Source organism: Ferruginibacter sp. (assembly GCF_014377975.1).
GTDB lineage: Bacteria > Bacteroidota > Bacteroidia > Chitinophagales > Chitinophagaceae > Ferruginibacter.
In genome coordinates, this window is record NZ_JACMOO010000149.1 from 13,621 (window position 1) to 35,528 (window position 21,908).

Here is a 21,908-nt window from a genome sequence, read left to right on the forward strand (position 1 = left end):
TCCGTATTAATCCGTCCAATCCGTGTATCTGTCATCAGCCATGTTCTACATTCGTTCAGGCACACGTATTCCTAACAATTCCATTCCGCTTTTCAACGCATTGGCAGTCATAACAGCCAACTGTAAACGAAGCTGTTTTTTGTCCGCATTTTCCGCGTTAGAAATAGAATGCTCAACATAAAATGAGTTGAATGTTTTTGCCAGGTTAAAAACATACATGGCTATCACAGATGGATTGTGTTCAAAGCAGGCTTGCTCAATGGCACCAGGATATTGTTCCAGCAGTACAATTACTTCTTTCTCTAATTTTAAAAAATTGATTTCGCCTAAAAGCTCCTGCCTAACTAACGGTTCTTTGCGTAAAATGCTTTTTATTCTTGCATGCGTGTATTGCACAAAAGGACCGGTAAATCCATGAAAGTCGATGCTTTCTTCCGGGTTAAACACCATCGTTTTTTTAGGATCAACCCGTAGCAAATAAAATTTCATGGCACCCAGGCCAATGGTATCATACAGGTCTGTCAATTCTACTTCTGTAAAGTCTTTCACCTTGCCCAGCTCTTCGGTATGCCTTTGTGATGTGGCAATCATTTCGTCTATTAAATCATCTGCATCTACTACCGTTCCTTCCCGGCTTTTCATTTTTCCGGTTGTTAATTCCACCATGCCGTAACTTAAATGAACAATATTATCTGCATTGGGCATACCCAGTTTTTTACAGATCAACTGTAACACTTTCATGTGATAGTTTTGCTCGTTGCCAATTACATAAATGCTAGTGTCAATTTTAAATTCTTCGTATTTCTGTAAGGCAAGGCCAATATCCTGCGTAATATAAACAGATGTTCCATCCTTGCGTTGTACCAGTTTTTCATCCAGTCCGTCAGCAGTTAAATCTATCCAGATGCTGCCATCATCTTTTTTAAAAAATACTTTTTTATCAAGCCCTTGTTGTACAATGTATTTGCCCAACAGGTAAGTATTGCTTTCATAATAAATTTTATCAAAGTCGCTGCCAATGCGCTTGTAAGTAATATCAAAGCCTTCGTATACCCAGCCATTCATTTTTTTCCACAGTTCAATTACCTCTGGTTTTCCTTGTTCCCATTCCAGCAACATTTGTTTGGCTTCGGCAATTACCTGGGTATTGTTACGGGCTACTTCTTTTATTTCATCATGCAGTTTTGCAATTTTCTCTTCATCTTTTATTTCGTCGAGTTTGGTTAATGCAACCAGTAATTTATCTAATTTCTCCAGTGCTGGACCGCTAAAATCTGTTAGGTCGGCAAGGTTAATTTTATTGATTAAAAGCTGGCTTTCAGCTTTAAGATCGTTTTCAAAACGTACATAGTAATCACCCACCAGATGATCGCCTTTTATGCCGGTAGATTGAGGCGTAGCACCATTGGCATATTTTTGCCAGGCAATCATGCTCTTGCAGATGTGAATACCCCGGTCGTTTACAATGCAGCTTTTTATAACTTCATATCCACTGGCTTTATAAATTTTAGCCACACTCCACCCCAAAAAATTATTTCTTAAATGGCCCAGGTGTAAAGGTTTGTTGGTGTTGGGAGAAGAATATTCAACCATCACCTTTTTACCATTTTTTTCTATTTTACCATAGTCTGCATCCGCATAATTTTTTTGCAGCAGCCTGCTCCAAAAAGTATCAGGTATGGAGAGATTTAGAAAGCCTTTGATGATATTAAAATCAGCAAACAATGCTGGATGATTTTGAACGAGATAACCTCCCAGCGCATCGCCAATCACCTCCGGCGATGTCTTCAGGGATTTTACAAGCGAAAACATTACGATGGTATAATCTCCCTCAAACTCCGGTTTAGTCTGGTTGATCTGGAAATCTTTTTCTGTATAAGGATGATTGTACAATGCAGATAACGCTGCTGTTACGGTTAGTTTTATGGTATTTACAATTGACATGCTGCAAAAATAATGAAATGAGGTTAGATCGTTTTGATAGATCCAATGAAGATTGAAAAATGAAATCTATTTTGATAGAAACGCTGATGACGCTGCTGGGAACTGATTTTACGGATTTTAAAAAGTAATATCCGTTTTATCCGTATTAATCCGCTTAATCAGCTTGATCAGCGTTTCTATCAATGGCTGTTGTTTATTAAAACAGATTTAGCGGAATAAAAAACAAAATCCGTTTAATCCGTATCAATCCGCACAATCCGCGTCTCTATCAATAATTATTCATTATCCACTATCTTTGCGCCCATTTTAAAATTATGATAAGTGTAAATAATGTAACCCTCGCCTATGGCAAAAGGGTTTTGTTTGATGAAGTAAATATCTCTTTTGTAAAAGGGAATTGCTATGGGGTTATCGGTGCCAATGGCGCAGGAAAATCTACTTTTATTAAAATATTGAGTGGCGAAATTGAGCCCAATAAAGGAACCGTAAGTATTACGCCCGGTGAACGCATGGCCGTGCTAAGGCAGGATCATTTTGGTTTTGACGACACCTCTGTACTGCATACCGTTATGATGGGCCATAAAAAGATGTGGAATCTAATGATAGAAAAAGATGCCATTTATTTAAAGGAAGATTTTACGGAAGCCGATGGTATGAAGGCAGGCGAACTGGAGCATGAATTTGGCGAAATGGGTGGCTATACCGCAGAAAGTGATGCGGCACAATTTTTAAATGAACTGGGCGTAAAAGAAGAAATGCACCAGATGCTGATGAAGGATATTGGCGGTAATATTAAAGTAAGGGTATTGCTTGCCCAGGCGCTTTTTGGTAACCCCGACATATTATTACTGGATGAACCTACCAACAACCTGGATGTGGAAACCATCAGTTGGCTGGAAAACTTTTTGGCTGATTACCAGAACATAGTTTTAGTCGTAAGCCATGACCGTCACTTTTTAGATGCCGTTTGTACCCATGTGGCGGATGTGGATAAACAGAAAATTAAAATTTATACAGGCAACTATACGTTTTGGTACGAAAGCTCTCAGTTGGCTGCAAGACAGGCAAGTGATAAAAATAAAAAACAGGAAGAAAAGAAAAAAGACCTGCTGGAATTTATTGCCCGTTTTAGTGCCAATGCTTCCAAAAGTAAACAGGCCACCAGCCGCAAAAAGGCATTGGATAAGCTGGTGTTTGAAGATATTACGCCCAGCAACAGAAAGTATCCTGGTATTATTTTTAAACCGGAAAGAGAGGTAGGTAATCAGATTTTAAATGTAGAGAAATTGTCTAAAGCTGTTGATGGAAGGGCACTGTTCAGCAACATAACATTTGATATTACTAAGGGTCAAAAAATTGCCTTTTTAAGTCGCAACCATGTGGCCCTTACATCTTTTTTTGAAATCATCAATGGTAAAATGAAGGCCGATCATGGTAAGTACGAGTGGGGAACCACGATTACGTCGGCTTATTTGCCTAATGATAATACAGAATTTTTTACGGGTAATCTAAACCTGATGGATTGGTTGCGCCAGTTTGTGCCACCCAATACAAAAGATGTGGATGAAGATTTTATCCGTGGCTTTTTGGGTAAAATGTTATTTAGCGGCGATGAGATTTTAAAGAAAACAAATGTTTTGAGCGGAGGAGAAAAGGTTCGTTGTATGACCAGTAAAATGATGTTGCAAAATCCCAATGTGGTTGTTTTAGATGAACCAACCAACCATCTTGACCTGGAAAGTATAACAGCTTTTAACGATGGTATGCTAACGTTTCCGGGCGTAGTATTGCTAACAACGCATGATCATCAGTTTATGGATACAGTAGCTAACAGGATCATTGAAATTACCCCCAAAGGAATGATTGACCGCCTGATGACGTACGATGAATATTTGGCAGATGACAGGGTGAAAGCTTTGAAAGAAGAATTTTATAGTTAAGCTTTTACAGATATAAACAAGTTTATTTACAAGGCTTTGGCATGATTTTTTACCGGGGGTGAATTAAATATCAAAAAATATATGAAAAAAATTATTTTATTAAGCGTAATTGTTTTGTTGTTAGCAGGTACAAATGTTACAGCGCAAAAAAGCAGCTCTTTTAATTCTTCCAGTTACACAACAGCACTAGGTATTAAGCTTTATCCCGGATCTGGAGGCGCTGCTGTTACCTTAAAATATTTCGTGAAAAAAAATACAGCACTGGAAGCGTTGGGTTTTGCATGGGAAAGAGGTGGAAGAATAACGGGACTTTATGAATTTCATTGGGATATTCCCAATGCTCCTGGTTTAAAGTGGTATGCAGGTCCCGGAGCTCATATCGGATTTTACAATGACAAGTACTATAATGATATCAGAGATGGCAAAGGAAGTTATGCATCTATAGGTTTAGATGGGGTAATAGGTTTGGATTATAAATTTAAAAACATTCCCCTTAACCTTTCTGCAGACTGGCAACCATCTTTTGATTTTGGGAATGAAAGGTATCGTGGGTTTGGTGGGAATTTTGGGGGAATTGCTGCCCGATATACATTTTAATTAACGGCACGTTGAAAATATTATTAAACCCAGATTTAGCAGTAGATTATTTTATGCCAGTCTGTCGTAAATTTGAGTATGAGTATGGGACACGAATACAGCGATAATTTGGTAACGCCCTGGGGAGGTATGAAGGAAATGAAAATGTTGATAGACAAGACGGGGATTAGTAAAAAATTAATTGAGTTGGGTTTGCCACAGGGCAAGAGCAACAACAGTATAGATTCTATAAGTATTATTGAAAGTTTTTGGGTGAGTATCTGGATCGGATGTTTTAGATTCAGCCACACAGCAGTTGTACGTTTAGACGAGGTTTTACGGCAGATTTTTGGTTGGAAACGAGTCGCATTTGGTACTACTTTTGGAATTCTTTAAAAAATTCACTCCTTCACTTAATCATTCTGTATTCATAGAATTAAACAGTTGGTTCTTTGATCAGTTACAGTTTGATAATTATACATTGGATGTAGATAGCAGTGTAATCACCCGTTACGGCCAACAACAAGGAAGTAAAAGGGGGTATAATTCCACCAAACGGGGGCGCAACAGCCATCATCCATTATTGCTTTTATAAACGATATTAGAATGGTAGCCAATTGTTGGAACCGAAGTGGCAACAACGGCAGCAGTAGCAATTATATTCATTTTTTAGAAGAAACATTTGGCATTCTTAAAAATAAAAAAGTAGGCTTATTTAGAGCGGATAGTGGTTTTTGCAGCGAAACAATTATAAAATTTATAGAAGATAAACAAATAGCTTGTGTGATGTCTTGTAAACTTTATGCCAGGCTTCAAAAGACTATTTATGGTATTAAAAATTGGCAGGCCATCGGCATGGGAATTTGGATTACCGAAATAGAATTTAAACAAGGCAATTGGAGTAAACCCAGAAGAGTAGTTATTATCAAACAACAGGAGGAGATCTGTAAAAAGACAATAGGTAAAAGACTAACCAGCCTTTTTAAGTTAGAAGATATTGATATAGATAAAGTTTTTTAAACCCGTTATCATGCTTTTGTTTGCAATCAAACATTACCTGCAACCGAAATTTCGGAACAATATAAACGTAGAGGGGATGCAGAAAACAGGATAAAGGAACTAAAAGAAGATTTTGGAGTTCAGGGATTTTGTATGGATGATTTTTGTGCCACAGAAACAGCCATGGCTTTGTAATGGTCGCCTATAATTTGATGAGTTTATTCCGCCAGGTAACATTGCAAAAGTAGCCCAGTCCTACACTTGCCACATTAAGATTCAACTGCTTTGCAGTTGGTTCCTGGATAAAGGGGAATGTGCTAAAAATGTCTGTACCCCTCAAAAGAAGGCAATGGTATAACAGTCTCTTCTCTTTTATTGTAAACTCAAACCTGCCATTAAATCTTACAGGATAACTCTACTGCAAAATATGGGTTAAAAAAATATCCTGCTTATTTGCGGGATATTTTTTTGACTTTTTTAAAACAGAAAATAATTTATCTTCACGGCCATTTTTTATGTGTATGATTAAAAAGGGTATTTTATCACTCATCAGTTTTTTTTATCCTCCCTTTAGTAAAATAATGCCTTTGCAAACTTTTCGGTATGCAGCCTGTGGTGGCAGCAATGCAGTGATGGGATTTTTTATTTTTGTAACCTGCCATAAATATGTATTTAACGAAGAGCAGTTCGACATCGGGTTGTATGCATTTAAATCCTACAACGCTGCGTTATTTGTTTCAACCTGTTTTAGCTTTGTAATGGGCTTCACCCTTAATAAATATATTGTTTTTACTACTTCAAATTTAAAGGGTCATATACAGCTATTCAGATACTCTCTGTCTTTGCTGCTTAACCTTGCCATCAATTATTTTTTGCTCAATTTTTTTGTTCAGTACCTTAACCTGGATGCAGTTTTGGCACAGATAATTACCACCATCCTCATTATTGGCATAAGTTATATCAGCCAGAGTTACTTTACTTTTAAAGTAAAAAAAACACCGGATCACCATGTTCTTTGATGGCGCCATTTAGTAAAATAATCTAGATCCTCATTTTTGTTTAACCCCATAAATTATTCATCTGCCATTTTTTCACCCAAAACCATGTGGCACAATCATTGAATACCAATACTGAACAAAAAAATAATCAATCATGGGTAAGATAATAGGAATAGATTTAGGAACTACCAACAGTTGCGTTTCTGTGATGGAAGGCAACGAACCGGTAGTTATTGCGAACGATGAAGGTCGCCGCACCACACCTTCTATTGTGGCTTTTCTTAAAAATGGCGAGCGTAAAGTAGGTGATCCCGCAAAGCGTCAGGCCATTACTAATCCGCACAACACTATTATGAGTGTAAAGCGTTTTATGGGACATAAGTGGAATGAAGTTACCAGTGATATCAGCCACAATAGTTATAAAGTAGTAAAAGGTGACAATGATACCGTTCGTATAGATATAGATGGCAGAATGTATACGCCGCAGGAAATTAGCGCCATGATTTTGCAGAAGATGAAAAAAACTGCTGAAGATTACCTGGGTACAGAAGTTACGGAAGCGGTTATTACCGTACCTGCTTACTTTAACGATGCTCAGCGCCAGGCAACAAAGGAAGCTGGTGAAATTGCCGGCCTTACTGTTAGAAGAATCATCAACGAACCTACTGCTGCAGCACTTGCTTATGGCCTTGATAAAAAGCACCAGGATCAGAAGATTGCGGTGTTCGATTTAGGGGGAGGTACATTTGATATATCAATTCTTGAATTGGGCGAAGGTGTTTTTGAAGTAAAAAGTACCAATGGTGATACACATTTAGGTGGTGATGATTTTGATAAAGTGATTATGGATTGGCTGGCTGAAGAATTTAAAAAAGATGAAGCCATCGACCTGCGTAAAGATCCAATGGCATGGCAGCGTTTAAAAGAGGCTGCTGAAAAAGCCAAGGTAGAACTATCTTCTTCTTCAGAAACAGAAATCAACCTGCCTTATGTTACAGCAGTTGATGGAGTGCCGAAGCATTTGGTGAAAAAATTCACGCGTGCACAGTTTGAAAAATTATCGGATGAATTGTTTTCGAGGTGTTTAAAACCATGTGAACTTGCATTGAAAGATGCCAATTTATCCATCACCGATATTGATGAAGTTATTTTAGTTGGTGGCAGTACCCGTATACCCAAAGTACAGGAAATTGTAGAAAAATTCTTTGGCAAAAAAGCCAACCGCAGCGTTAATCCTGATGAGGTAGTTGCTATCGGAGCTTCTATTCAGGGTGGTGTTTTATCTGGTGATGTAAAAGATGTTTTGTTGCTGGATGTTACTCCGTTAAGTTTGGGTATTGAAACCATGGGTGGTGTTATGACAAGGTTGATTGAAAGCAATACAACTATCCCAACAAAAAAATCAGAAACCTTTAGTACCGCCAGCGACAATCAGCCTGGTGTTGAAATTCATGTATTGCAGGGTGAGAGGCCATTAGCCAGCCAGAATAAAAGCTTGGGTAAATTTAATTTAGTGGATATACCTCCGGCACAACGCGGCGTTCCTCAGATTGAAGTAACTTTTGACATAGATGCCAACGGTATTTTACATGTTACTGCAAAAGATAAGGGAACAGGAAAAAGTCATAATATTCGGATTGAAGCAGGTAGCGGTTTAAGCAAGGAAGACATTGAAAAAATGAAGAATGAAGCTAAAGCGAATGAAGCAACTGACAAAGCGGAAAAAGAAAAGATAGAAAAAATTAACCAGGCAGATAGCTTAATATTTCAGACAGAAAAACAATTGAAGGAATATGGCGATAAGATTAGTGCGGATAAAAAAGCACCCATCGAAACTGCTTTGGCTAAGTTAAAAGAAGCGCATAAAGTACAGGATTTGGCAACCATTGATACAGCTATTGCTGAAATGAATGCAGCGTGGACAGCCGCAAGTGAAGAAATGTACAAGGCTACACAGGATGGTGCAGGTGCTCAGCAACCGCAAGGCAACGCAGGCGCACAGCAGGGGCAGGCAGATGGAAACGCAAATGCTGAAAACGTTACAGACGCAGAGTTTGAAGAAGTGAAGTAATTATTTTTTTATAAATAAATTTTAAAAACCGTAACAGTGATGTTGCGGTTTTTTTGTTTCAAAAATTTACTAAAAACCATTGTGTTTTTAACCGCAACAATTCTAAGTATGTCTTAAAACTGCCATTTGCGTAAATTTTTGTTTTTGCGGAACAACGAAGATTAGTATCAAGATATAAATATTTAATGTATGTTATTGAGCGAATACATCTAAACGAGCAACACAGGTGGACGCTTACGTCCAAGAGGGAATACGAGTTGCACAGTAGTGTAAGTTATACAAATAATTACCTTTTTACCGGACGGTTACTCAGGCTTTAATTAAAACAATTTTTTAAAATAAAAAAGTATCGGCATAGTCTGGTAAAATATCATTTTTCCAGCCGATAGCAAGCTGTTTAAAATTTAACTGCTTCTATTAAATTCCGTTGCACCTGTAATCTAAATCATCATAAAAGTGTTCATCAAACGTGCGACTGGAAGGATGGCCGTCTTTTAATATTTTATAAACCATCCATAAAAATAAAACCTGCAAAAGGATATACAAGGCTATGATGATATTAACCGAAAAGCAGGGTAAAACTGTTGATGGTTTAAAGACCAATTAAGCAGAAACAATGGGGAGGAACTACTTAATTTTTTGTATAAAAAATTCTTTTTCAATGGGTTTAAAAATAGAGTGAGTTTAATACTTTACAAACATCCTGGATGTATATTTTTTTAAAAAAGACTAAAATTCGGTTACAGAAATCTTTTATTTAATAAAGTGCAGTAGTGTATTGCCTATTTTTTAAATTAATAAACAATTTATATATCAATATATATGCCGCTGTTAACCCTTTCCTAAAAATGGTTCATTGTGTATTGAAAAATATCACTTTGTGGTTATCTTGCCCCAAATAAACCCAGGCGCATGAAGCAATTTTCCCTTGTAATAAATATTTTATTATTTGTAGCAGTAGCAGTATTATTTTACCTGCATTTTAGCGAAAATAATAAATCAGTTTCAGCGGAAAAACATACCAGCAACTACTGGTTAAAAGATAGCTGCGGAGATAATATTCCCGTTGTGGCTTATGTGGAGCTTGATTCTTTAAACAATAATGTATCTTTTATAAAAGTTCGCAAAAAAGAACTGGAGGCAGAACAAAAAAACATTACTCAGGAATATGAACATGCTTATCGTTCATTAACCGCCGAAAAAGATGAGTTTCTTAAAAGAGGAAATGCCATTACACAGCAGGAGGCCGAAATTTTTCAGAATAAATTAGGCCAAAAACAACAGGAAATTGAGAGCAGCCGCCAGGCAAAGGCACAACGTCTGGCAGAAAAAGGAGCTAAAATAATGGAAGATATGCAAACCAGGGTAAGGGCTTTTATGAAGGAATATAATAAAACTAAAAACTACAGTTACATTTTAGCCACCGGAACCGGGCTCGATTATTTATTTTTTAAAGACTCTACTTTAAACATTACCGCTGATGTTATTAAAGGATTGAACGAACAAATGAAAGAACCGGGTAAACGATAATTTCAATCAATTTATATATCTTCATTCCCGTTACCAAATAACGGGATTTTTTATAAGTAAATTTTTCAATTCTTTACCGGGTAAATGCTTATTATGACTGAGACGACAACCACTTTTAAACCTTCGCTGAGTTTGTTTGATGCTACCATGATTGTGGCAGGGTCAATGATAGGGTCGGGAATTTTTATTGTAAGTGCAGATATGCTGAAAGAAATGGGCAGCGCCGGCTGGCTGCTGGCTGCATGGGTAATTACCGGTTTTATGACGTTGACAGCAGCACTTAGTTATGGCGAATTAAGTGCCATGTTTCCAAAAGCAGGAGGTCAATATGTTTACCTGAAAGAATCCTATAATCCGCTAATAGGTTTTTTATACGGATGGAGTTTTTTTGCTGTAATACAAACAGGTACCATTGCGGCGGTAGCAGTAGGCTTTGCAAAATTTGCAGGCTATTTTATTCCGGCACTGGCGTGGGACGATGTAAATACTTTTAGTCTGTTGAGTTTAAAAGTTCATTACGCACAATTAGTTGCGATAGCACTTATCGTTCTTTTAACGCTTATAAATACTAGAGGGATAGAAACCGGTAAAATCATTCAGAGCATTTTTACTTCTACCAAACTGCTTTCCTTATTTGGATTAATTATAGCAGGTTTTATTGCCTTTAACTGGAACGTGTGGCACGCTAACTGGCAAAACGCATGGGTAATGCAAAAACTTACTAAAACAACTAATGGTATTGATTTTACACCACTAATGATGGGAGCAGCCTTAGGTGCAATGGCGAGTGCAATGGTGGGTAGTATTTTCAGCAGTGACGCCTGGAATAACGTAACTTTTATTGCAGGTGAAATAAAAAATCCCCGACGAAATATTGGTCTTAGTTTGATGCTTGGCACGTTGGTAGTAACCATTATTTATATTTTACTGAATGTAGTTTACCTGGCAACGGTTCCTTTAAATGAGCTTGCATTTGCAAGAGATAACCGGGTAGCCTTGAGTGCATCAGATGCTATTTTTGGCAGCAGTGGTACTATTATCATTGCAATCATGATCATGATTTCCACCTTTGGCTGCAATAACGGTTTAATACTCGCTGGTGCAAGGGTATATAATACGATGGCAAAAGACGGGTTATTTTTTAAACAGGCAGGAGCGCTCAACAAAAATGCCGTGCCTGAATTTGCATTATGGATACAATGCCTGGTGGCGGCGCTGTTGTGTTTAAGCGGCAAATATGGCGACCTACTGGATATGATCTCTTTTGTGGTAGTGATGTTTTATGCATTTACAATTGCCGGTATCTTTATTTTAAGAAAGAAAATGCCGGATGCAGACCGGCCTTATAAAGCTTTTGGTTACCCGGTACTACCAGCTATTTATATTTTAATGGCCCCTTCTTTTTGTATTTTGCTGATAGCATTTAAACCCGCATTTACCTGGCCAGGATTGATAGTTGTATTGATTGGCATACCAATTTATTATATTGCAGTGCGAAATAAAAAAGTAACGGAATAAATTTTTTTTGAATGATGATAAGTGCATTGTGCAATAATATTTTTGATAGTAGTATCCGCAATTATCACCAAATTGATAGCGTGCATGCGCCTGCCAGCAATCCTTTTTCTGTTGATACTTTAGAGCATCTGTTGTATAATAAAAACTGGATTGATACCGTTCAGTGGCACTTGGAAGATATTGTACGCAATCCCCATATTGATCCGATGGAGGGGTTATCTCTAAAAAGAAAGATTGATGTTTCCAATCAATTGAGAACGGATATGGTGGAATATATTGACAGCTATTTTTTAGCGCAATACAAAAAAACCGAGCACAAAAATACAGCTACAATTAATACAGAAAGCCCGGCATGGGCCATTGATCGTTTGTCCATTCTGGCACTCAAAATTTATCACATGAATGTAGAAGCGCACCGCAAAAATGCAAGCGCCCGGCACATCATTGACTGTACTGATAAACTGGCTGTTTTGATGGAGCAGCGCAAAGATCTTTCAACCGCTATTGATGAATTGCTTGCTGATATTGAAAGTGGCGATAAGTACATGAAAGTGTACAAACAGATGAAAATGTACAACGATCCGGGATTGAATCCTGTTTTGTACCAACAGCAAATCAAATAAGTGCAACTACCGCAACATATACTGGTAATCAGGTTTTCTGCCATGGGCGATGTTGCCATGACCGTACCGGTAATAAAAAAAATACTGGAACAAAATCCACAGCTAATGGTCACGGTGGTATCGAACGCATTTTTTCAACCACTTTTCCAGGGAATAGAACGTTGCCATTTTCATCCTGCCTATTTAAAAAAACAACACAAGGGGCCCGCAGGTATTTTCCGGCTGTATAAAGAGTTAAAGTCAGCAACAACATTTACTGCCATTGCAGATCTGCACAGTGTTTTACGTTCTTCTTTATTAAAAACATTTTTTAGTTTAAGTGGGTTTAAAACGGCTACTATTGATAAGGGAAGAAAAGAAAAAAAAGCACTAACAAGAAAAGAAAATAAAATTTTTAAACCACTTACTACTACGCATGAGCGTTATGCACAGGTATTAAGACAACTCGGATATGTTGCAGAACTTAAAAATCAGTCACCGGTTTTTCCTGCGCAAACTATTCCACTTCCGGCAGTAAAAATTTTTGAATCTGGTAAAAAAATAATTGGTGTTGCTCCCTTTGCACAGTACACAGAAAAAATGTATCCCATCGAAAAAATGAAAGCAGTGGTGCAGCAACTGACTTATGGAAATAATGTGGTATTGCTTTTTGGTGGTGGTGAAAATGAATCGGCTATTTTGCAGCAATGGGAAGATGATATGGTAGGTGTAAATAATATGGCTGGAAAATTTTCATTTGAAGAAGAACTTGCCATCATCAGCAATCTGACTGTAATGGTTAGTATGGATTCTGCCAATATGCACCTGGCTGCTTTATTTGGTACACCGGTAGTTAGCATTTGGGGAGCAACGCATCCGTATGCCGGCTTTACAAGCTGGGCACAACTTCCGCAGAATATTGTTCAGGCCACATTGTATTGCCGCCCCTGTTCTGTATTTGGCAACAAGCCCTGCTACCGTGGCGACCATGCCTGTATGAACATGATAACACAACAAATGATTGTTGAAAAAATAACAAATAGTTGATTTTTATTTTTTAAGCCCCACCATTGATTCTTTTCTAACAATCATTCATTACCGTTGCTTTAAGAGGAACAAAATAAATCACAAGCTTTAATTTTTTTTATTGAATGGGTAAAAGCTGTTTCGCCGAATGGATGATAACGGTTGCTCAAATAATGATTGTCTTATAAATCAGCTAATTTCGCTCTTAATAAAACATTCAATCAATGCAAAAAATTTCATTGGCAATACATGGAGGGGCTGGTACTATTTTAAAGGAAGACATGACGCCTGAATTAGAAAGAGCATACCTTCAGGGGCTGGAAGATGCACTGGCAGCAGGTTATGTGATATTGGAAGCAGGAGGTTCTTCTACCAGCGCCGTAAAAGCTGTGGTGGTAAGTTTAGAAGATAATGTGTTATTCAATGCTGGTCGTGGTTCTGTATTTACCAAAGAAGGGGTACAGGAAATGGATGCGGCTATTATGGCTGGGAAAGATCTTACGGCAGGTGCAGTGGCAGGTGTACGCAATGTGCGCAACCCGGTAGAACTCGCAATGGAAGTGATGTGCAACAGCAACCACGTTTTTTTAAGTGGAAAAGGTGCCAATGATTTTGCCCTTAAGCAAGGTATTAAATTAGAACCGGATGAATTTTTCTTTTCACAATTCAGGTTCGATCAGTGGAAGCAAATGCAGGGCAGTGACGACTATTCGCTGGACCATACCCAACAGCAAACGGAAGAATTGATAAAAGATAAAAAGTTTGGAACTGTTGGAGCGGTTGCCTGCGATTGTAATGGCAATATTGCAGCTGCAACAAGCACCGGAGGAATGACCAATAAAAAATATGGCCGGATTGGGGATAGTCCGTTAATTGGCGCCGGTACTTATGCCAATAATAAAACCTGTGCCATTAGTTGCACCGGCCATGGCGAACCATTTATACGCAGTGTGGCAGCGTATGACGTAAGTTGCCTGATGGAATACAAGGGCATGACTTTGATAGAAGCCATGAATGAAGTGGTGAATATTAAGTTGCCAAAAATGGATGGTGAAGGAGGAATGATTGGTGTGGATGCAGCCGGCAATGTGGCTTTGTTATTTAACAGCACAGGTATGTACCGCGGTGCAAGAAGTAGTGATGGAACAAATTTTACAAGGATTTATAAAGACCAGATTTAATTAATAATTGATAATTATTAAATTGAAAATACAATTCATGCGTAATCAATATTAAAATTAATGATAAAAACTCTATACTGTTTTGTACAAGAGGAACTGCATCGATAATATCCGTTACCTCATTAACAGCTTAATCCATACTTTTTTATTTTCATTACTACTGTGTAAAAGTTATAGTAACTTTCTTAAATCCGACACTGGTTAAAAAATTTTCTATTAATAATTTTGCTTTATCAGATGCCTTTGGTAAAATATTTTGTCTCAGTACAGTGATGATCAGCTTATCTTTTAGCTTCATTTTAAGTGCTCTTACTTCTGCATCTGTCCAGGTACCGGTTTCTTCAAATGTTTCAAAATCAGATGGATTTAGAATAACCTGCAGCAGTAAGGCTTTTGGCAGCTTGACGGATACAGAATCGCGCTGTACAAAAACGTCTTTGTCAGTTAATTTAGCCAGGTCTACTCCGGCCAGTACTTTTCCTTTACCAATCAAAACCATTTTTTTATCGGCATATCTAAGATCGGGTACATTCAATAAAGTGGGTACGAGGGGATTGTTAAAAATAGAATTGCCTTTTATCGTCTCTTCAATTACCACTTCATTGTAAGCAGTAATGGTAATTAATTGAGCAAGAGAATTGATCTCTTTTATTACAATGGCCGTATTTTCAATTTCAAGTGGTTTGCTCTTAAAAATATCAGTAAAAGAAGGCAACCATTTTATTTTCTGAAATAATAAAATTACTGCCAGCAACAGTAATACAAGCCACAAATATTTGGTGATAGTGTTGCGCATTAATTTTTTGTGGGTGTTATAGTATCAAAATGAATAATGATTTTTTCGAATCCCAGCCTGTGCAAAAAATTATTTACAAACAATGCGGCATTGGTTTCTGCAGTTTGTAAAATACCCAGTTCTGCAATGCTTGCGTTAATCTGGTTTTCTGCCTGTATGGCCAAGGCATTTCGTTCTTCACCGGTAAATGTTTGCCTTAATACATCCACCTGTTCGTACTCTTCCACAATGTCTTCGGGCTTTATATTTACGGCAATCATTTTTGAATGTGGTAGTGTAAGCGTAATATTTTTTCCTTCAATATTTACCTGGTTACTTGTAATTTTACTAAGGTCAATACCCGCTGTGAGTGTAGCTTTACAGCTCATTAATATTTTTCGGTCGCCAATTTTGTACCAGGTTTTATTGTCGTTGGCTTTAATAATTTTGGTAACAACATATTCCACCGTTGCCAGATCATTCATTTGTTGCAATGCCATTACCTGCTGCAGTTGGTTTTCTTTTTTATTACAAGCTGTACAAAAAATTACCAGTAGCAAAACCGGGCGGTATTTTTTAAAAAACATGGATGCAAAATAATTACTAATATTTATTATACCCGAAAAATTATAATTTTGCGCCAATGAAAAAAGTAGCAGTAGTAGTAGCAGGCGGAACCGGCAGCAGGATGAATAGTATAATTCCGAAACAGTTTTTACTGATTAAAGGTAAGCCGGTATTGTATTATACCCTTTATACATTTTTACAATCTTACAACGACCTTACAGTAATATTGGTACTGCCCGAAGAGCATATAGCTGCCGGGCAGGAAATTATTGATGCGTTTTTTGATTATAAAAGAATCCAGATTACCGCAGGCGGCCGTACAAGATTTCACTCGGTACAAAATGGATTAGAATTGATAACGGAAGAGTGTATGGTATTTGTGCACGATGGAGTTAGATGCCTCCTTACAAAAAATTTGATAAAACGCTGTTATGAAGCAGCACTTGAATTTGGCTCTGCAATACCGGTAACAGAATGTAAAGACAGTGTTCGTTTAATAAGAGGGGATGACAATGAAGCATTTGACCGGGGAAAGGTTAAGCTGGTACAAACTCCGCAAACTTTTCACAGTAAAATTTTACTACCTGCCTTTAAGATAGATTACAAAGATAAATTTACCGACGAAGCCACTGTGGTAGAGGCTTTTGGCTTAAAAGTACACTTGGTAGAAGGAGAGGAAGGCAATATTAAAATTACCAAACCAATGGATATATTTATTGCAGAACAGTTGTTATTAGCATCGGCTGATTAATGGATAATAAAATAGATTTATTTCTGAAACCATTTCATCCACAAAGGCAACCTGTTTAATTTTAATCCTGCGTATTTTTCTTCTATTGCGCCAAAGCTGCCGTAAAAAAATGCCAGTCCTGGTACATCACTTCCTTCAAGATCTAACAATAAATTTTGCTCCGCATTATCCTTAATAAACGCATTGATAAGCAAATGTGATGCACCGTAATTTTTACTATTGGGATGGTTACCTACTAAAATATAATAAGCCCTGCCATGCGAAAATAGAAAGGCTGCCGATGCCAGCAACTGTCCTTTAATTGAGTAAATACCATACGTAACAGCTTTTTTTTGTTGATGAAAATAGCAGTACACTTTTTTAAAATTATCATGATCCTGACTGGTGACAGGGGAGAATTTTTTTGACTTTTCCTGCGCCAATATTATTACGTCAGCTATATCAATATTTTTTTTTACAATACAGTTTAAATTTATTGATTTTTTGATGTTGCGTTTAATGTTGTTACGGAAATTAGCGTATAATTTTTCATAATTATCGTTTAGTGGCAATATGTAATTCATTCTTTCGTACAAACTATAATTGGGTAATTTAAAACGATTGGCATTGTTAAGATAAATATCCCAGTACTTAAATTTTGCTGGTATGGAATTTAAAAAATCGGTCACTACACTCTCTGAAATATTTCTGCCAAATACACCAAGTACTGCAGTAAAAAACGGCTGGTACAAATAATTGATTCCATATTTTTTATTCCATGTCAATGGCATCACTGCTTCATAATCATTTAATATCAAAGCATCCCAATGTTTTGCCATGGTATCCAGATAAAAGGAATATGCGTACACCAATCCATTGCCCGCAGTATCAATGCAGGTATCCCACTTTAATTTGTCTATTTGCTGATATTCTATGTAGCGTATGGGCACGGTTAAAATGCAATTTGAGGAAGAATTTTCTTCAGCCTGAAGTTCTGTATATCTATGCTGAATGAAATATTTTTAAGAAATCTTTTTTCAGTGATGGTTGATTTAAAATAATCCCGGTACACTTTGCTGTACAATAGCGGAATGTACACCTGTACTACATCTTTAAAGAAAGACAGCTGTAAACCTGCATCATAAATAAACCGGCCTGTGGCTGCATTTTTTTGCCAGGATTCAGCATAAGTACCTACATCTAAAAAAGCTTTCAATGGAATTTTGACAGGTAAAACCTGTAAAATATTTATTGATTTTGGAATATCTGTTGTAAAATTTGCCGCTATCAGCCAGTTGTCTGTTTTGCCTGTTTTACTGCTTAATAAATCGGTTCTTACTTTAAAAAAACCGTCCCTGTTCATAATCTGTTGTGATGCAAAACCTTCAAATTCATTTCTGCCCGCAAAATAATTACTGTAGGTATAGTCTTCATATCCTTTTGGTCCGCTCATGTTTAGGTGATAAGCATCTGTTTCAAATTGTTTCAAAAAAGTTTTATCGCCAAGATAGAAAAATTTTCCGGCAAACAAGCGAACATTCATACCACCACTTTTGATATAATTAAAATAGTAATTTCCTGTAAAAGCAAGTCTCGCAAAGCCTTCTCCCTGCTCGGCCAGTAGTTCAGTTTTATAGGGATACAAGATCCTGCTATTCGTTAATACAAAACGTAACTGATTTAAATACCTGCCTGCAGTTGGATAGGTAATATTATCCTGTTGAAGGATGGTATCCCTTGAAAAAAGTAAACCCTGCTCCTTAATAAAAAATGTTTTCCATTGTATAAATTTATTGATAGTACTGAGGGCATTTTTTTTACCAAAAGTATATTTTATCGACGGAACCATTTTGCTGAAACGCAAAGCTTTTTTATTAAGGGCAGAATCTGTGAAAGCATTGCCACTAAAGGTTTCGCCGGATAAGGATAGTTCTGTATTTTGCCCGTTGGTGCCATTGTAAAACTGATAACTTAGCCTGCCCAAACCATTCAATTGTTTGCTGCCTGTTGCATACAGCGGCGAAAAAACAAACTGAAATTTTTCTGCAGGCAGTGTATAATTATGTATCAATATTCCCAACATCAGTTTATCATAAAAGTTTGCGCCAATAGCGGGTGCTGCAAAAATATAGTGATGTTGATCTGTGTTTTTAAAACTAAAAAAAGAAGCAAATTTTATATCTTTTTTTATCGGCTTTTCCGGCAATGCCCCTTTTTTATTCAGCAGGTTAAATGCAACATCCATATTTTTTCCACTCACTTCCTCTATTACTTTTTTCAGATCTTCGGGATAAGGATGTTTAAATTGCCAGCGACGATAATATTCATGCATACAACTATCAAACATTGCTTTGCCTACATTGTCTTCCAGTAGTTTCATCCATTGGCCCGTTTTATAATAGGCAATGGTATTATAATTAATTTCATTAAAATCCTGCGAGGCTGTTTCAATTGGCTGATCTTTTTGAGTTGCGTACAAATTTGCTGCAATAAATTTTTCATCGTCATCCGGCATTCTGCTTTCAATAAAACTGTACTTCTTTTTTTCATCACCAGCTTTAACGATATTGCTTCCGGAACTGTAATACCGGTTATCATAGTAGGTGTTGATGCCTTCGTCCATCCATGGATGTGTTCTTTCATTCGTTGCAAGAATGCCGTAATTCCAGTTATGGCCTACTTCATGTTCTATCACGCTTTCCAGTACAGCACTGCTTTTAACCGGCGAAATGGAAGTGATGGTTGGATATTCCATACCACCGTTGAAGCCCATTTCAGCTTCGATAGCCGTTACTGTTTTGTAGGGATATTCGCCCAGGTAATTGCTTCTGGTAACTACAGCTTTTTTAATATACTGCAGGCTGTTTTTCCAGTAGGCTGACTGTTGAGGTTGAAAGTAAGCAGACACTTTTATAATGTTGCCGGAGGGTAGTTGCAGGGTATCTGTTTTAACTATAAAAGATTTATCGGCAAACCAGGCAAAGTCATGTACATTAATTTGTTTGTAAACAATGGTTTTGGTGTTTACAGCAGATTGTATGGTATTGTTTTTTACAATCTTTGTTTTAAAAAACGGGGGATGTTTTCGAGGTGTTGCCAGGTCACGTTTTACAACCAGTTTTGTATTTATAACCGGCGCTGTTGTTTCGTTTACCATTTCGCCCGTAGCTGCTACCACATAATTGGACGGGAGTGTTATCTGTACTTCATAATCTCCAAACTCACTGTAAAATTCGCCCTGGTCTAAGTAGGGCATGGGGTGCCATCCCTTTTGATCGTACACCGCCGGTTTTGGATACCATTGTGTTATTTGATACGCTTGTTCAACATGACCTCCCCTGGAAAAATTATGCGGTAGTTTAACATGAAAAGGTGTTTCAATTTTTATTTTACTGTGCGGTAGTAACGGTTGCGGTAATACAAGTTTAAAAATATCCTGGTGTTCGGGATGATCCTGCAGTTGCGCCACCATTCCGTTCACTTTAAAATCAAGCCGGTTGATGTAGCCTCTTTTATCTTCTGAACTGAAATAAAAATCAGTGCGCCCATTCTGCAGTAACTGGTCGCTAAAAGCGGTACGGTCATTTTTATAAGCATTGGGCCAGGCATGTATCCAGATGATCAATAGTGTATCAGGTGAGTTGTTGTAATAATCCATTTTTACATAGCCATCCAATGTGTTCGCTGTATCATTTAAAGTAACATCAATATTATAATTTACCTGTTGCTGCCAGTAGCTGGTTTGACAAAACACAGGGGATAACCGAAAAATAAAAAGAACCGTTACAAGGATTGTTTTTTTCAAGACAGTTGGGTTTGGCCAAAAATAATAAAAATGTTTTGTACTGCTGGTGTACAGTTTATTTGGTGCTTTTAAAATTGTCGCATTTGCTTTACTTCTGCCTGATGTTATAAAAATAGTTGTGGGCTTTGGAACCCTTTTCAGCATCGGGTTTTTATATTTTTAACTATGTGTATTAAAAATACCATACGGAACACATTTTCCAGGACTCAAATGATCAGTATGTATTTTATTTTCCTTTACCGGATAGTATCAGCCGGATAGTATGCAGCATAATTTTAAGGTCCAGTACGATGGATATATTTTCAATGTACATAATATCGTAAGGCATACGTTCTATCATCTCCTCTGCAGTAGAAGCATAGCCAAATTTCACCATTCCCCAACTTGTTATTCCGGGTTTTACTTTAAACAGATATTTAAATTCGGGATATTGTTGTATAATCTGATCAATGTAAAATTTCCTTTCCGGCCTGGGTCCCACCAGGCTCATTTCGCCTTTAATTACATTTACTAATTGTGGCAGTTCATCCAGCCGCCACTTACGCATTGTTTTCCCCCATCTGGTTATGCGGGGGTCATCTTGTCTGCTAAGCATGGGGCCATTTGGTTCTGCATTTTCTACCATACTTCTAAACTTATAAATAACAAATATTTTTCCTTTAAAGCCAATTCTCTTTTGTAAAAAAATGATAGAACCTGCAGAAGAAAATAGGGTGCGTAGTGCAGTATACAGCAACAATGGCGATAATATAATTAAACCAATGAGGGCAATTGAAATATCCATCAGGCGCTTAATATTTTTTTGCCAGGATGGTAAAATACCACTGTGTACATCAATTAAGGGCGTTCCCAAAACATTGGTAGCCTGTACTGCACCGGTAATGATGTCAACATCATCTGGTGTAATTTTAATGTTTACATCTTTATCACTCAGTTGTCGTAAAATAGCGGTCAGCAATTCCCGCTCATTTTTTTCAACTGCGATAATTACTTCATCAATCTGATCATTATCTATAATTTTGTCAATGGCAGTAAGGTCGTTGTATTTTTTTACAGAAGAAGGTAATTCAATATTTGTATTGTTACCGGTGTTTAAAAAGGCAGCAATTATGTAACCGGAATTTGTGCTGTTAAAAGAATTTAAAAACCGGGAAGCATTTTTATCAGAGCCCACCACCAGCACTTTAAAGAAAACTCTATTTTTTTTGAGCTGACTGTTTTTATGGGATAAAAATAAAAGCCTTGAAATAAGTGTAAAAAAAAATACCGGTAAAAGCAGGTTGAAAAATTCATTGTAGTACCGAATATTATTAATTTGCCGATTTTTTAAAATAAAGATAAACAGCAGGGCTGTGCATCCTGTAAGGCTAACGATCAGCGTTCTTAAAAATTCGGATACTACAGATTTGTGGTAAATATCTTCATAAGCACCACTTAAAAAATGAAGGCTTAACCAGCCGGTAGTATACAAGAATGCGCCTAGGTAAAAGCCTGGTGGTATTGTAAAGGGATAATGATAAATAACAGTGCGTAAAAAGTAAAAACACCACCAGGTTATTGCGGCAATGCATACATCGTTTACAATGTACCAGGTGCTATTTATACGGTGTTGCTTCAAAATGTAGCGTAAAGTTATTCTTAAAAAA

The 21,908-nt window shown here is 37.2% G+C and carries 18 protein-coding genes; 12 read left to right on the plus strand and 6 right to left on the minus strand.

Going from position 1 to position 21,908, the window contains the following annotated elements; translation table 11 throughout:
• Positions 1 to 45: 45 nt before the first annotated feature.
• On the minus strand, positions 46 to 1,944 hold the full coding sequence (gene argS / locus H7254_RS08830; RefSeq protein ID WP_301932621.1) for an arginine--tRNA ligase: 1,899 nt from the start codon (positions 1,942 to 1,944) through the stop codon (positions 46 to 48).
• A gap of 314 nt (positions 1,945 to 2,258) precedes the next feature.
• Between argS and H7254_RS08835 the strand changes: the two genes are divergently transcribed.
• The 11 genes from H7254_RS08835 (at position 2,259) to H7254_RS08885 (ending at position 14,385) form a co-directional block, all read left to right on the plus strand.
• Entirely contained in the window at positions 2,259 to 3,884 is a 1,626-nt protein-coding gene (locus H7254_RS08835) for an ABC-F family ATP-binding cassette domain-containing protein (protein ID WP_301932622.1), read from the plus strand.
• An 81-nt stretch (positions 3,885 to 3,965) separates the two neighbouring features.
• Complete coding sequence (locus tag H7254_RS08840; protein WP_301932623.1) at positions 3,966 to 4,481, plus strand: hypothetical protein; 516 nt, start codon at positions 3,966 to 3,968, stop codon at positions 4,479 to 4,481.
• Between the two features lie 84 nt (positions 4,482 to 4,565).
• The gene (locus tag H7254_RS08845; protein ID WP_301932624.1) at positions 4,566 to 4,856 is read left to right on the plus strand and encodes a hypothetical protein; all 291 of its coding nucleotides are present in this window, start codon (positions 4,566 to 4,568) and stop codon (positions 4,854 to 4,856) included.
• 210 nt (positions 4,857 to 5,066) lie between these two features.
• On the plus strand, positions 5,067 to 5,480 hold the full coding sequence (locus H7254_RS08850) for a hypothetical protein (RefSeq protein WP_301932625.1): 414 nt from the start codon (positions 5,067 to 5,069) through the stop codon (positions 5,478 to 5,480).
• 500 nt (positions 5,481 to 5,980) lie between these two features.
• A complete protein-coding gene (locus H7254_RS08855; RefSeq protein WP_301932626.1) occupies positions 5,981 to 6,478 on the plus strand; it encodes a GtrA family protein in 498 nt (165 codons plus the stop codon).
• A gap of 133 nt (positions 6,479 to 6,611) precedes the next feature.
• On the plus strand, positions 6,612 to 8,528 hold the full coding sequence (dnaK, locus tag H7254_RS08860; protein WP_301932627.1) for a molecular chaperone DnaK: 1,917 nt from the start codon (positions 6,612 to 6,614) through the stop codon (positions 8,526 to 8,528).
• Between the two features lie 912 nt (positions 8,529 to 9,440).
• Positions 9,441 to 10,058, plus strand: coding sequence for an OmpH family outer membrane protein (locus tag H7254_RS08865; RefSeq protein ID WP_301932628.1), 618 nt, complete (start codon positions 9,441 to 9,443; stop codon positions 10,056 to 10,058).
• A 93-nt stretch (positions 10,059 to 10,151) separates the two neighbouring features.
• Entirely contained in the window at positions 10,152 to 11,576 is a 1,425-nt protein-coding gene (locus H7254_RS08870) for an APC family permease (protein WP_301932629.1), read from the plus strand.
• 11 nt (positions 11,577 to 11,587) lie between these two features.
• Entirely contained in the window at positions 11,588 to 12,199 is a 612-nt protein-coding gene (locus tag H7254_RS08875; RefSeq protein WP_301932630.1) for a DUF4254 domain-containing protein, read from the plus strand.
• Positions 12,200 to 13,225 (plus strand): glycosyltransferase family 9 protein, encoded by a 1,026-nt coding sequence (locus H7254_RS08880; protein ID WP_301932631.1) that lies wholly within the window; start codon positions 12,200 to 12,202, stop codon positions 13,223 to 13,225.
• A 203-nt stretch (positions 13,226 to 13,428) separates the two neighbouring features.
• Positions 13,429 to 14,385 carry an isoaspartyl peptidase/L-asparaginase family protein gene (locus tag H7254_RS08885; RefSeq protein WP_301932632.1) on the plus strand — a complete coding sequence of 319 codons (957 nt, stop codon included), beginning with the start codon at positions 13,429 to 13,431 and terminating at the stop codon, positions 14,383 to 14,385.
• Positions 14,386 to 14,542: 157 nt separating this feature from the next.
• Here H7254_RS08885 and H7254_RS08890 read toward each other — a convergent pair whose 3' ends face one another.
• The gene (locus tag H7254_RS08890) at positions 14,543 to 15,181 is read right to left on the minus strand and encodes a DUF4230 domain-containing protein (protein ID WP_301932633.1); all 639 of its coding nucleotides are present in this window, start codon (positions 15,179 to 15,181) and stop codon (positions 14,543 to 14,545) included.
• Entirely contained in the window at positions 15,181 to 15,747 is a 567-nt protein-coding gene (locus tag H7254_RS08895) for a DUF4230 domain-containing protein (RefSeq protein ID WP_301932634.1), read from the minus strand. Before H7254_RS08895 ends, H7254_RS08890 begins: the two co-directional genes overlap by 1 nt.
• Positions 15,748 to 15,803: 56 nt before the next feature.
• Here H7254_RS08895 and H7254_RS08900 point away from each other — a divergent pair, with 56 nt between their 5' ends.
• Positions 15,804 to 16,478, plus strand: coding sequence for a 2-C-methyl-D-erythritol 4-phosphate cytidylyltransferase (locus H7254_RS08900; RefSeq protein WP_301932635.1), 675 nt, complete (start codon positions 15,804 to 15,806; stop codon positions 16,476 to 16,478).
• A 17-nt stretch (positions 16,479 to 16,495) separates the two neighbouring features.
• Here the strand turns inward: H7254_RS08900 and H7254_RS08905 are convergent, their stop codons facing one another.
• The 3 genes from H7254_RS08905 to H7254_RS08915 form a co-directional block, all read right to left on the minus strand.
• Positions 16,496 to 17,407, minus strand: a complete 912-nt coding sequence (locus H7254_RS08905) for a hypothetical protein (protein ID WP_301932636.1) — start codon at positions 17,405 to 17,407, stop codon at positions 16,496 to 16,498.
• A gap of 2 nt (positions 17,408 to 17,409) precedes the next feature.
• A complete protein-coding gene (locus H7254_RS08910) occupies positions 17,410 to 20,262 on the minus strand; it encodes a M1 family metallopeptidase (protein WP_301932637.1) in 2,853 nt (950 codons plus the stop codon).
• Between the two features lie 226 nt (positions 20,263 to 20,488).
• Complete coding sequence (locus tag H7254_RS08915) at positions 20,489 to 21,880, minus strand: sugar transferase (RefSeq protein ID WP_301932638.1); 1,392 nt, start codon at positions 21,878 to 21,880, stop codon at positions 20,489 to 20,491.
• Between the last annotated feature and the right edge of the window lie 28 nt (positions 21,881 to 21,908).

Coding starts and splice junctions, on each gene's coding strand:
- H7254_RS08840 (WP_301932623.1), top strand. CDS start 3,966: ATGAAAAAAATTATTTTATTAAGCGTAATTGTTTTGTTGTTAGCAGGT.
- H7254_RS08870 (WP_301932629.1), top strand. CDS start 10,152: ATGACTGAGACGACAACCACTTTTAAACCTTCGCTGAGTTTGTTTGAT.
- H7254_RS08875 (WP_301932630.1), top strand. CDS start 11,588: ATGATGATAAGTGCATTGTGCAATAATATTTTTGATAGTAGTATCCGC.
- H7254_RS08845 (WP_301932624.1), top strand. CDS start 4,566: ATGGGACACGAATACAGCGATAATTTGGTAACGCCCTGGGGAGGTATG.
- H7254_RS08890 (WP_301932633.1), bottom strand. CDS start 15,181: ATGCGCAACACTATCACCAAATATTTGTGGCTTGTATTACTGTTGCTG.
- H7254_RS08835 (WP_301932622.1), top strand. CDS start 2,259: ATGATAAGTGTAAATAATGTAACCCTCGCCTATGGCAAAAGGGTTTTG.
- H7254_RS08855 (WP_301932626.1), top strand. CDS start 5,981: ATGATTAAAAAGGGTATTTTATCACTCATCAGTTTTTTTTATCCTCCC.
- H7254_RS08900 (WP_301932635.1), top strand. CDS start 15,804: ATGAAAAAAGTAGCAGTAGTAGTAGCAGGCGGAACCGGCAGCAGGATG.
- H7254_RS08850 (WP_301932625.1), top strand. CDS start 5,067: ATGGTAGCCAATTGTTGGAACCGAAGTGGCAACAACGGCAGCAGTAGC.
- dnaK (WP_301932627.1), top strand. CDS start 6,612: ATGGGTAAGATAATAGGAATAGATTTAGGAACTACCAACAGTTGCGTT.
- H7254_RS08885 (WP_301932632.1), top strand. CDS start 13,429: ATGCAAAAAATTTCATTGGCAATACATGGAGGGGCTGGTACTATTTTA.
- argS (WP_301932621.1), bottom strand. CDS start 1,944: ATGTCAATTGTAAATACCATAAAACTAACCGTAACAGCAGCGTTATCT.
- H7254_RS08865 (WP_301932628.1), top strand. CDS start 9,441: ATGAAGCAATTTTCCCTTGTAATAAATATTTTATTATTTGTAGCAGTA.
- H7254_RS08895 (WP_301932634.1), bottom strand. CDS start 15,747: ATGTTTTTTAAAAAATACCGCCCGGTTTTGCTACTGGTAATTTTTTGT.